9 protein-coding genes are annotated in these 11,857 nt (G+C 70.9%); 6 read left to right on the forward strand and 3 right to left on the reverse strand.

Translation table 11 applies throughout. From position 1 onward, the window contains the following. Nucleotides 1-60 precede the first annotated feature (60 nt). On the reverse strand, nucleotides 61-474 hold the full coding sequence (locus tag CW362_RS34350; RefSeq protein WP_103553526.1) for an SseB family protein: 414 nt from the start codon (nucleotides 472-474) through the stop codon (nucleotides 61-63). Between the two features lie 209 nt (nucleotides 475-683). Continuing rightward, nucleotides 684-3,653: a carbohydrate binding domain-containing protein gene (locus CW362_RS34355; RefSeq protein ID WP_103553527.1), complete on the reverse strand. Its 2,970-nt coding sequence runs from the start codon at nucleotides 3,651-3,653 to the stop codon at nucleotides 684-686. Nucleotides 3,654-4,102: 449 nt separating this feature from the next. Here CW362_RS34355 and CW362_RS34360 point away from each other — a divergent pair, with 449 nt between their 5' ends. Together CW362_RS34360 and CW362_RS34365 are read left to right on the forward strand one after the other, a co-directional pair. Next, nucleotides 4,103-5,122 (forward strand): permease, encoded by a 1,020-nt coding sequence (locus tag CW362_RS34360; protein ID WP_103553528.1) that lies wholly within the window; start codon nucleotides 4,103-4,105, stop codon nucleotides 5,120-5,122. Further along, the gene (locus CW362_RS34365) at nucleotides 5,119-5,937 is read left to right on the forward strand and encodes a TIGR03943 family putative permease subunit (RefSeq protein ID WP_103553529.1); all 819 of its coding nucleotides are present in this window, start codon (nucleotides 5,119-5,121) and stop codon (nucleotides 5,935-5,937) included. Before CW362_RS34360 ends, CW362_RS34365 begins: the two co-directional genes overlap by 4 nt. A gap of 42 nt (nucleotides 5,938-5,979) precedes the next feature. On the opposite strand, the gene CW362_RS34370 is transcribed toward CW362_RS34365, so the two are convergent. Continuing rightward, nucleotides 5,980-6,750, reverse strand: coding sequence for a TetR/AcrR family transcriptional regulator (locus tag CW362_RS34370; RefSeq protein WP_103553535.1), 771 nt, complete (start codon nucleotides 6,748-6,750; stop codon nucleotides 5,980-5,982). A gap of 275 nt (nucleotides 6,751-7,025) precedes the next feature. Here CW362_RS34370 and CW362_RS34375 point away from each other — a divergent pair, with 275 nt between their 5' ends. The 4 genes from CW362_RS34375 (at nucleotide 7,026) to CW362_RS34390 (ending at nucleotide 11,626) form a co-directional block, all read left to right on the forward strand. Next, entirely contained in the window at nucleotides 7,026-8,738 is a 1,713-nt protein-coding gene (locus tag CW362_RS34375; protein WP_103553530.1) for an MFS transporter, read from the forward strand. 325 nt (nucleotides 8,739-9,063) lie between these two features. Then, nucleotides 9,064-10,176: an aminotransferase class V-fold PLP-dependent enzyme gene (locus CW362_RS34380; protein WP_103553531.1), complete on the forward strand. Its 1,113-nt coding sequence runs from the start codon at nucleotides 9,064-9,066 to the stop codon at nucleotides 10,174-10,176. Nucleotides 10,177-10,534: 358 nt separating this feature from the next. Beyond that, entirely contained in the window at nucleotides 10,535-10,894 is a 360-nt protein-coding gene (locus tag CW362_RS34385) for a hypothetical protein (RefSeq protein WP_162684322.1), read from the forward strand. 267 nt (nucleotides 10,895-11,161) lie between these two features. Next, the gene (locus tag CW362_RS34390) at nucleotides 11,162-11,626 is read left to right on the forward strand and encodes a peptidoglycan-binding domain-containing protein (protein WP_103553533.1); all 465 of its coding nucleotides are present in this window, start codon (nucleotides 11,162-11,164) and stop codon (nucleotides 11,624-11,626) included. Nucleotides 11,627-11,857 lie beyond the last annotated feature (231 nt).

The following is an 11,857-nucleotide window of genomic DNA, read 5'->3' on the forward strand; positions in this document are numbered from 1 at the left end:
CCCGCCGGTCCGCGGGTCCGTGCCGCGGGCGGGGCCCGCGCCGGACGGCCGGCGGTTCCGCTACCTCACCAGCAGGGTGCGCACGCCCTCGGAGGTGAGGGTCAGACCGTGCGGTGAGGCGGCGTCGATGATGAGGTCCAGATCGCCCGAGGGCCACTGGGAGGCGAGCGCTGCGAGCGGAACGAGCCGGTAGCGGGAGACGGTGGGAAGGAGCTCGGCCAGTTCCAGCTCCGAGGTGAACACCGGGACCACCTGTCCGCCCTCGGGGTCGTCCAGGACGGGCAGGGCGACGGCGTGGGGGTCGGCGACGTCCTCGTCCGTGGCGTCGTCCGGCACGGGCACCAGTACGTCGCTTCCGGCGAGTGTGTCCAGCGCGGCGGCATCGGCGGTGTTGACGACGAGGGTGTCCAGGGCCTCCTGGGCGGGCGTCGCCGCGGGTGCGGTCGGGTGGTTGTTGTTCAAGGGCGTGTCCATGGCAGATTCCCGGGTCGTGGCGGGCGTCGGACACCCGGGCCGGTCCCGCTCCCGGGCGTGTCGACGGTCACGTACCCAACGCTCATCCCGCCATTCATCCCGGGTCCCGCCGGGCGCGGTGGCGGCGGTCACGGTGTCCCGCCCGGGCGCGGGGCGCCCGGGCGGGGCCGCGGTGACCGCCGCTCCCGTAGCTGTCCGCCGGTCCCGGGTTACTTCAGGTAGGGCCCGTCGGTCCCGATCTTGCCGGGGCCGTTCAGCACGTAGACCCGCAGGTTGCCCTTGCCGGGCGCGGCCACCGACAGGGTGCCCCCGGAGACGGTCTTCACGTCACCGGTGACGGCGTCCGTGTAGGTGCCGTTCGGGATGCCGGTGAACGTCGCGTCGCCGGTGACCGTGACGAGGGCGAAGCTGTCGGTCGCCCCGCTGGTGTAGCGGCGCTTGAAGGCCATCGAGCCGCTGATGCCGTCCGTCGAGTACTGGCCCGACTGCAAAGCCGGGATCGCCCGGCGGATCAGGTTGAGCCGCTGGAGGTGCTTGACCAGCGGCTGCGCGAGGGTCGTGGCGACCTCGCCGCTCGCGGAGTCGGCCTTGCCGAAGTCGGAGGCCGTGACGCTGCCGGCGAGATGGTCGCCGTAGTACGCGCGCCCGGTGGTCGCCAGCGGACAGGTCGGCCCGCAGTCGATCTGCTTGCCCTTCTGGAACTCGATCTCCGATCCGTAGTAGAGCGTGGGGATGCCGCGGAAGGTCCACATCAGGGACATGTTCTCGGCCCAGGCGTCGGTGCCGCCGCTGTAGCGGGTGCTCGACTTGTTGGGGCCGTAGTCGTGGCTGTCGACGTAGACGACGTTGTACGTGGCGTCGTTGACGGAGTCGTCGGAGTCCTTGCCGTTGCTGTAGGCGTTCTGCGCGTCGCTGAAGTTCATGTGCATGCGCATGTCGATGATGTTCATCCCGGAGAACTGGCTGCGGTCCGGGGTGTGGTAGCTGTTGCCGCTCAGGAAGGCGTTGGTGGAGGTGGGCTGGTTGCCGGTGCCGAGCTGCTCCTCGTAGTTGTACTGCTCGATGGAGGCGGTCGCGTCGTCGGCGCTGTACTCCTTGCGTTCCTTCCAGGTGAAGAACTGCGCGGAGTGGTTCACCGAGCCGCGGTTCCACTTGTCGTTGACGAACGCGCCGACCTCGCCGAAGACGAAGAAGTTCTTCGCGGCGTCCGTGCCGAACCGCTGGGCGACCCGGTCGTAGATGGCGGGCAGGAAGCGGCGGTTCCAGGTGACGCGCGGGATGTGGACGGCCGTGTCGACGCGGAACCCGTCGACGCCCATGTCGATGTACTTGTCGTACGCGCCGATCAGGTAGTTCTGGACGGTGGCGTTCTCGGTGTTGAAGTCGGCCAGGTCCTCGTGCAGCCAGCACGAACGGGAGTCCTCGCCCTCCCAGTTGCCGATCCAGCACTGGTGGTAGTACGCCTTGGGGAACATGCCCGAAGTGGGGCTGGGCCACTGGCAGTTGTAGAGGGTGTAGCCCTCGGCGCTCTTTCCGCCGGTCGGCTTGCCCCAGTTGACGCAGGTGTTGCCGGAGGGTTCGGCGGTCGACCACAGGTCGCCGTTGTAGTACGACTTCCCGGACTTCGGTTCGACGGTCAGGCCGTCGTACTCGAAGCCCTCGTTCTTCTCGTCGTAGTACCAGCTCCACTGGGAGTCGCGCACGCCGTACACGGTCGGGGTGAACAGACCCTTCGCGCCCCAGCGGGAGCTGTGGTTGTAGACGACGTCCTGGTAGATCTTCATGCCCTTGGCGTGGGCCGCGTTGATGAGGTCCTGGTAGGAGGCTCCGGCGGACTCCAGGCGGGGGTCGACCTTGTAGAAGTCGTAGCCGTGGTAGCCGTGGTAGTCGTAGTCCGAGCGGTTGAGGACGACCGGGGTGATCCACACGGCCGAGAAGCCGAGCGCCTTGATGTAGTCGAGCTTGGCGACCAGGCCCTTGAAGTCGCCGCGGAACATGGGGTCGTCGTTGGCCGCGTTGCCGGACTTGACGTCCTGGCTGCCACCGCGGTCGTTGGAGCTGTCACCGTCGTAGAAGCGGGCGGTGAGGACGAAGTAGATGGGGTCCTTGCGCGGGTCGGTGCCGAGTGGTGTCCCCGCGGCCGGCGCGGGAGCCTTCTCCCCGGTCGTGACGGTGGCCGCGGCGGAGGCGGGCGAGGTGTTCCCGGCCGCGTCGACGGCCTTCACCGTATAGGCGTAGTCGGTCTTCTCCTCGAGTCCCGTGTCGGAGTACACCGTCGAGCCGACGTCGGTGACGACCGTGCCCTTCGTGCCGCCCGTCCGCGTGAGCTGGTACTTCGTCACGGCGGTGTCGTCGGTCGCCGGGTTCCAGCTCACCACCACCGAGGTGTTGGTCGCGGTCGCGGTGACCCCGGTGGGTGCGGTGGGCGCCTGGGTGTCGGGGGCCTGGGCCGCGCAGGGGTCCTTGGCGTCGGCGGTGACGGTCCGGTCCTTCACCGTCGTGGTGCCGGACGGGATCGTGTAGTCGGCGCTGTTGTTGTTGTCCCAGACGCCGTTCCCGTTGTTGAAGGCCGCCTTGAGCGAGGTCGCCGTCCCGATGTCGAGGGTCTTCTTCCACCATCCGGTGCAGGCGTTTTCCATGCCGACGCCGGGGGCCGTCGTCCAGGAGCCGCCCGTGGGGGCGTAGTGGATGTTGGCGGTGGTCCAGCCGGAGGTCGCGGTCGAGTAGTACACGGTCGCCTGGTTGCCGCTGCCCGTACCGGTGTCGGCGCACGGGTCGCTGTGGGCGATGACGCCGTCCTTGACGGTGATGGTGCCGGTGCCCAGCGCGTAGTTGTTGCCTCCGTTGTTGTCCCAGGTACCGCTCCCGTTGTTGAAGGTGGCCTGAAGTCCGGTGGCCGAGCCGAGGTCGACGGTCTTCTTCACCCAGTCCGTGCAGGCCGTCTCCATCCGCACGCCGGGCACGGTGGTCCAGGAACCGCCGTCCGGGGCGTAGTGCAGGTAGGTGGTCGGCCAGTTCTTGGTCTTCGTGTAGTAGAAGACGGTCGCCGTCGTGGAGGTGGCGGCAGTGGTCTCCAGGGGGACGGACCCGGTGTCAGGCGGGGTCAGTCCGAACAGTCCGGTCACCGCCAGGAGCGCCACCAGGGCTCTCAGTGGCGGGCGTTGGCGTCTGCGGCTCATGGGGCGGCTCCAATGCGGGTGCGGGGAGGGGGAGTTGACTTGCAAGAAGAACCGGCAAATTCCTGAAAGCCTTTGCAGCCCGGGAAGCTACAGGTACATGACACTGACGTAAAGAGATGTGACAACGGCCGTCGCGCGGGATGGGACCGGGCCGGTGCGCCATCGCCCGCCCCGGCGGCCCGCCGAGGGCCGCCCGCACCCCGCCGACGGTTCCGGGACCCGCCCGCGCCGCCCCGGCGGGTCCCGTGGAAGATGGACCGGCCGCTCACCGGCGGCCGGGAGCGTGAGCCGACGCCCCCGGTCACGACGGGCGGTCCCGCGAAGGTCAAGAATCCCCCGGGCACGGGCAAACCCTCCGACGCCCGGTGAGAAGCCGTGGCCGGACCGGCGTATCCAGGGCGAAGGGGCATCCGCAGCCACGCCCTTCCCCGACCGGAGGTACCTCGAGCGTGACCGTCACCAAGGAAGCCCCGCCGCCGGTCCGGCGGCGGGACGAGGACGACCGCCGGGGCCGGCGGGGCTGGAACTTCGACTCCCCGCTCGCCCTGACCATGCTCCTCCTGCTGGTCATCGCGTCACAGGGGCCGATCCGCGGGGCACTGTCCGCGCCGGTGATGCAGAGCTGGATGACCGTGTTCGTCGCGGTGGTGGTCCAGGCCCTGCCCTTCCTCGTGCTCGGCGTCCTGCTGTCCGCGGTCATCGCGGTGTTCGTCCCGCCGGCGTTCTTCGCCCGCGCGCTGCCGAAGCGGCCGGCGCTCGCGGTGCCGGTCGCCGGGATGGCCGGGGCGGTCCTGCCCGGCTGCGAGTGCGCCTCCGTACCGGTCGCCGGGGCGCTGGTGCGCCGCGGCGTCACCCCGGCCGCCGCCCTCGCGTTCCTGCTGTCCGCCCCGGCGATCAACCCCATCGTGCTGACCGCGACCGCCGTCGCCTTCCCCCGGAACCCGGAGATGGTCCTCGCCCGCTTCGCGGCCAGTCTCCTCGTGGCCTGCGCGATGGGCTGGCTGTGGCAGCGCCTCGGCCGCACCGACTGGCTGCGCCCGCCGGACCGCCCCGCGCACGACGGCCTCGGCAAGGGCGCGGCGTTCTGGGGGTCGGTGCGGCACGACGTGATGCACGCGGGCGGGTTCCTCGTGCTCGGCGCGATGGCGGCGGCCACGCTCAAGGCGGTCGTACCCGCGAGCTGGCTGCACGCCGCGGCCGGGAATCCGGTGGTGTCCGTCCTGGCCCTCGCGGTCCTCGCCGTACTGCTGTCGATCTGCTCCGAGGCCGACGCGTTCGTGGTCGCCTCGCTGACCCAGTTCTCCCTCACCGCCCGGCTGGCGTTCCTCGTCGTCGGCCCGATGATCGACCTGAAACTCTTCGCCATGCAGGTCGGCACGTTCGGCCGCGGCTTCGCGGCACGGTTCGCGCCCGCCACGTTCGTCCTCGCGGTCCTCGTGTCCGTACTGACCGGGGCGGTGCTCCTGTGAACCGGCAGGCACAGGCGGCCGTGCTCTTCCTCGTCGGCGCCGCGGTGCTGCACGCGAGCGTCACGGACCTCTATCTGCGGTACGTCAAGGCCGGGTTGCGGCCCCTGCTGCTCGCGGCCGGCGCGGTGCTGATCGTCACGGCCCTCGCCACGGCCTGGTACGAGATGCGCGAGCACCGGAAGGCCTCCGCCGGCCGGTCCGGCGACGAGCACGGGCACGGGCCCGTGAGCACGGAGACGGCCACGGACCCGGGCGCACACGAGCCGGCGCACGGGCCCGGACCCGCGGACGGACATGGGCACGGGCATCGTGAGCCGCGCGTCTCGTGGCTCCTCGTCCTCCCGCTGCTCGCGCTCATCCTGGTCGCCCCGCCGGCTCTGGGCTCCTACAGCGCGATGCGCACCGGTACGGCGCTTCAGGCACCCTTCGGCTACGCCGAGCTGCCCGCCGGCGATCCGGTCCCCCTGGGCCTGGTCGACTACGCGGGCAGGGCCGCGTACGACCACGGCCGTTCCCTCGGCGGCCGGCGGGTCAGGATCACCGGCTTCGTCGCGCTCGACAGTGCCGGTGCTCCCTATCTCGTCCGCATGGCCCTCAACTGCTGTGCCGCCGACGCCCAGCCGGTCAAGATCGGCCTGTCCGGGCGGGTCCCGCCCGTCCTGCGGCCCGACACCTGGCTCGAGGTCACCGGCCGCTACACCGCCAGGCGCGCGAAGGACCCGGTCAACGGCGGCGTCATCCCCTACCTCGAGGTCAGCACGGCGAAGCCGGTCCCGGAGCCGCACGATCCGTACGACGAGAGCTGGAACAACTGAGCCGAAGGCGGCGGGGCAGGTCCACGGCGGCCCGCCCCGGGCTCAGGCCTCGCGGTCCGGGAGATAGCTCGCGAGGCCCCGCAGGATGATCTCCAGACCGATGTCGAACCGCTCGTCGGAGGACTCCGTCACCATCGATCCCGACAGGGCCCGCAGATGGGGGAAGTCCTCTTCGGGCAGGGACGCGAAGTAGTTCTGCATCTCGTCGGCCATCTCCCGCCAGTCGGGGCGGGCCAGGGAGCCGCTCCCGGCCTGCTCGGCGGCCCGGTCCTGCCACATGCCCTCCTCCAGGACGAAACCGTCGATGTAGGTGGAGATGAGGTCACCGGCCTCGGCGGCGATGCGGTCGGGCAGCCCGGCGGTGCGGAAGATGGCGAGCAACGCCTCCACGTACGGCAGCAGTTCGGCGGTGAAGGGGACGTGCGCCATGGAGATCCTGGCCATGTCGCGATGGGACAGCAGGAGCCACCGCCAGGAGCGCGCGTAGTCCAGCACCTGCTCCCGCCACCGCTCCGGGTCGGGTTCGGGCAGCGTGAAGTCGGCGAAGAGCCGGGTGTACATCAGTTCCAGGAGGTCGTCCTTGGAGCGGACGTAGGCGTAGAGCGCGGAGACCGCGACCTCCAGTTCCGCCGCCACCTGACGCATCGACAGCTTGTCGAGACCGGACCGGTCCAGCACGACGAAGGCCGCCTCGACGATGCGCTCGCGCGACAGCGGCTCGCGCGCCGGGGCGACGCGGGCGCGGACGGGACGCTCGCGCTCCCAGGGGGACGGCGGGGGTGATTCGGGAGTGCCGGCGGCCGCGTCGCTCATGAGCACAGTGTAGGCGCGTGGAGATCAGTGTTCTCTCCGGGAGAGCGGCGTTCACTCGGACCTGACGCGATATATCTTGTCTCCGTCGCCGAGTTGCGCTATATCTTGATGAACGCCGTTCTCTTGCTGAGCAGTGTTCCGCTAAAGTGAACAGCGTTCTCCGGCTTCTGCTCCTCTGTTCCTTCCTCCGTGACGGCAAGCCGGGCTAGTCGCACCCATCCGTCCCACCGCGCCCCGGTCGTACCCCGGCGCGGCCTCTTCACGAGGAGTTCCCGATGTCCACCACCGGTGTCGCGTCCGCCGAGACGCCCATCGACTCACCAGCGCCCTACCGGTGGCGCTGGGCTGCGTTGTTCGTGATCCTCGCGGCCGAGGTGATGGACCTCCTCGACGCCGTCGTCACGAACATCGCCGGCCCCTCCATGCGGGCCGACCTCGGCGGCGGCGCCTCCACCCTGCAGTGGCTCGCCGCCGCCTACACCCTCTCGATGGCCGTCGGGCTCGTCACCGGAGGACGGCTCGGGGACATACACGGGCGCCGCACGATGTTCCTGGTCGGAGCCGCCGGCTTCACCCTGGGCTCGCTGCTGTGCGCGGTGTCCGTGTCCCCCGGGATGCTGATCGGCGCGCGGGTCGTGCAGGGGCTGTTCGGCGCGGTGATGCTGCCGCAGGGCCTCGGCATGATCAAGGAGATGTTCCCGCCGAAGGAGTCGCAGAAGGCCTTCGGCATGTTCGGCCCGGTCATGGGTCTGTCCGCGGTGTGCGGGCCGATCCTGGCGGGCTGGCTGGTGGACGCCGACTACTTCGGCACCGGCTGGCGCATGATCTTCCTCATCAACCTGCCGCTGGGTGCCGCGGCGATCCTCGGTGCCGTGCGCTACCTGCCGAGGGGCCGGTCCGAGAGCAAGCCGCGCCTGGACATCCCCGGCATGATCCTGGTCTCCCTGGCCGCGCTGCTCATCATCTTCCCGCTGGTCCAGGGCCGCGAGTACGACTGGCCCGTGTGGACGTTCCTGATGATGGGCGCCTCCGTCGCCGTCTTCGTCGCCTTCGCCCTGTACGAGTCGCGCCGCAGCAGGGCCGGCCAGGACCCGCTGGTCGTCCCGAGCCTCTTCCGCAAGCGCGGCTTCAGCGGCGGCATGATCCTCGGCCTGGTCTTCTTCTCGACCATGCAGGGCTTCATGCTCGTCTTCAACCTCTACACCCAGATCGGCCTCGGCTACTCGCCGCTCAAGGCGGGCCTGGTGATGGTGCCCTGGTCGGGCGGCATGATCGTCGGCTTCGGCATCGCCCAGGGCGTCGCCAGGTTCGGACGGACCGTGCTCCAGGGCGGCACTCTGGTCATGGCGCTCGGCGTGTTCGGCGTGTGGCTGACCCTGGACATGGTCGGCAGCGGCGTCGGCCCCTGGCAGCTCCTGCCGTCCCTGCTCGTCACGGGCATCGGCATGGGCCTGCTCATGGCGCCGTTCTTCGACATCGTGCTCGCCAGCGTCGAGCAGCACGAGACGGGTTCGGCCTCCGGCACGATGACCGCGATGCAGCAGCTCGGCGGCGCCTTCGGCGTGGCCATCCTCGGCACGGTGTTCTTCGGCCTGCTGGGCGGTGGGATCGCCACCGCCGTCGACCACCGTTCGGACCACCTGCGGGAACAGCTGGCCGCCGCACACGTCGCGCCCGAGGCACAGGACCGCATCGTGGCGGACCTGCGCACCTGCGCCTCGGACCGCGCCACGGCCAAGGATCCCGCCGTGACCCCGGCGTCCTGCGCCCGCCTGGAGAAGGAGACCCGCTCCGCCGTGACCTCACCCGAGGCCGGCGCCCGGGTGCCGGCCGTGCTGCAGGACACCGCGTCGTCCGCCTTCCGGAGCGGTTTCGGCTCCGTCATGCAGACGTTGCTCTGGATCGTCGACGGCATGCTGGCCCTGACGTTCCTGCTCGCGTTCCTCCTGCCGCGCCACGCGCGTCCCGAGGAGTCCGCCGGACACTGAGACCCGGCTTCTTCACGGGCCGCGTCGACATCGGCTTCGACACCGGCTTCGACACCGGCTTCGGCTTCGGCGGACGGGACGGCCGGACACCCCTGGAGGAGTGTCCGGCCGTCCCGTTTCCCCGTGCGGGCCGACACTCCGGTCCGGCACCCCGAGCAGGTTCGCGCGGGGCGCGCCGCGTACCGTGCAGGCGGGCAGGACGCGCCCGGGACGGCGGAAAGCGGTCCGCCGCTCCCCCGCACCGCCCGCTCACCCGGCGGGCCTGCCCCCACAGCCGCCCCGCCCGACCCCCACCGCCCCGTACCGCCCCGGAAGGACGAGCCCCGTGCTCACGTCGTACGCAGCCCACTTCGACACGCCCGCCGGGTACCTCGACTTCGCGCGGTTCGGACCGCCGTCGCGGGACGCCGTGGCCGCCACAGCCCGGGCCCTGGAGGAGTCCGCCCGCGCCGATCACACCACCGTGGACGGGCTGATGCGCGCGGAGTCCCTCGCGCGGGACACGGCCGCCCGTCTCGCGGGCACCGACAGCCGGCACACCGTGCTGCTTCCCAACGCCTCCACCGGCCTGTTCCACGCCGCCCTCGGCATCCGGGAGGGCGTGGTCCTCGCGCCGCGCACCGACTTCCCGGCCAACCACTATCCATGGCGCCGCGCCGCCGGCCTGGGCCGGGCCACGCCGCGCTGGCTCGACCCGGAGCCCGGCGGCGGGGTCACTCCCGGCCTGGTCCGTGCCGCCCTGACCGACGACGTCGTCGCCCTGTCCGTCAGCGCCGTGGACTTCCGCACCGGATTCCGTGCCGATCTGGCGGCGCTGCGCGAGGCGATCGGACCGGACCGGCTGCTGATCGTGGACGCCATCCAGGCGTTCGGCGTGGCCGCGATGGACTGGGACGCGGCCGACGTGGTGGTGGCGGGCGGTCAGAAGTGGCTGCGCGCGGGCTGGGCGACCGGCTTCGCGACGCTGTCCGACCGCGCGCTGGAGTCGCTGGAACCGGTCCTCACCGGCTGGACGGGCATCGAGGACGTGGGCCTGTTCGACGGCGCCGAGCACCCGCCCGCCGCGGGCGCGCAGCGGTGGTCGGTCACCCATCTCAGCCCGGTGACGGCAGCCGCGTTCGCGTCCGCGCTGGACCTCGTGGAGCGGCACACGGTCGCCGCGATCGAGACCGCCGTCGCCGAGCGGATCACCGAACTCACCGAGACCGTCACCGCACACGGCGGCCGCGTCCTCTCCCCCACCGACCCGGCACGCCGCGCGGGCATCCTGTCCTTCACCGTGCCGGACCACGATCCGGCCGTCGTCGCGAAGGCCCTGCACGCCGAGGGCGTCACCCCGACGGTGCGCGCCGACTCGCTCCGCTTCTCCCCGCACGCCTCCACCCCGCCGGAGGCGACGGAACGGGTGGCCGCGGCCCTGTCGTCGCTGGGGAACTGATCCCACGTCACCCCGGGAATGTGTCCGGCGGGACGGTTCCGTCACGACTCCAGGAGCGGGAGCCGGCACCGGGGCGGCGGCCCCTCGGAGATCCGGGACCTGCCCGGATCTCCGAGGGGCCGCCGCGTGCGGGGACCGGGCCTCGGCCCAGCCGGGTCGGAACCGGGCGGTTCCGGCCGAGTGAGGCGACCCCGCCGGGGGTGAGCGCCTCGGTGAAGAGCCGGACGTCGGCGACCTTGCCGACGGCGCACTCCCCGTAGGTGCCCTTGGAGATGCGGCGCCCGATCCGCAGCGGCCGGCCGACGGGTCACGGAAGTTCTCCTGGACCAGGGAGGGCCAGATCTCGTTGATCCTCGGCATGACCCCGAGCGCCTTCATGGGCGTGAGGCCGGAGCCGCCGTTGCCGACGAACCGCTGGGCGACCTCCTGGCCGATGCCGGTCAGCTCCTGGTTGCCGATGGCGTCGGCCCGGTCGCACTCGGCGCTGGTGAGCAGGTTCAGCGAGGCGGCGGCGTCGTGGCCGTACACCGAGTTGAACCCGGGTGTGTCGATCAGCCGGAAGTCGGCGAGCAGCGGCGCGTGGACGGTGGCGACGATCCGGTCGATCTCCCCTCTGAGCCCGCTCGACGCCCGCTTGGTTCCGGCCGGACCGGAGAAGACCGGACTCGAATCCGGAGTGATGGAATGCGTCAATTCAGCGACCGATGACGGCTGTTGAGCGGTCGACTTTCGTTCGATCCGGGTGGCCGTCGAAATCCCCTGGCGATCGGCAGCCTGGATCGGACGCCCTCTCGGAGGCCGTCCGACGTGTGCGGTCCGTGAGTAGCGGACGAAGAGCGAGGGGGCAGGGTCCGGATAGGCGAGCCGTCCAGAGTGGGTGAAGGAAGTCACCGGAGTGGCTCACGCGGTGAGAAACCTGCCGCACGGTCCGTTCTCCACTGCTCCACTGCTCCACTGCTCCACTGCTCGGCCAAGGAGATGTGCGATGCCCGCACACTCACAACTCACGCACGGGGGAATCCTGATGAGCTTCAAGTCCACGATCGTCAAGGGCGGCATGGCCGCCGTCATGGCCGGCGCCGCGCTGATGGGCGTCGCCACCTCGGCCGGCGCCAGCACGGGCGCCTCCTACATCGGCTCCGGCTACCCGAACAGCGGCGCCGCGGTGTGGTGCGTCCAGCACAACATCAACTACTGGCTCGTCACGTCCGGCTCCGACGCCCCGACGACCGGTGAGGACTCCAAGTTCGGGCCTGCCACCAAGGCGGCCATCAAGGAGTTCCAGGGCGAGATGGGACTGCCGCAGGACGGCGTCGTCGGTCCGAAGACCGGCAACGCGATCATGTCGCACGGCGACCCGTACTACACCGGTTCCAACATGCCCAACGACGAATGGCACCAGGGGACCAAGTCCGCCTACTGCTACAACTACCTGCCCACCAACTGGTAGTCGGCAGCTGCACCGCAACACTCCGCAGGGCCCCGCTCCGGCGGGGCCCTGCACGGCTCCTGTCCGACGCCTCCAAGAGTTCGCATGTCTTTCGGCAGGACCAGATCCAAGCCGCCACCAGGAAACTCCAGCGGTGGTTCGGCCTCGATGACGACGGGTCGGTGGGCAAGGCGACCTGGGGCGCCGTGGACAGCTGGGGCGGGTACAACGGCCCGTACGCGGGACTGGACT

The sequence above is a fragment of the Streptomyces populi genome (assembly GCF_002911015.1).
Lineage (GTDB): Bacteria > Actinomycetota > Actinomycetes > Streptomycetales > Streptomycetaceae > Streptomyces > Streptomyces populi.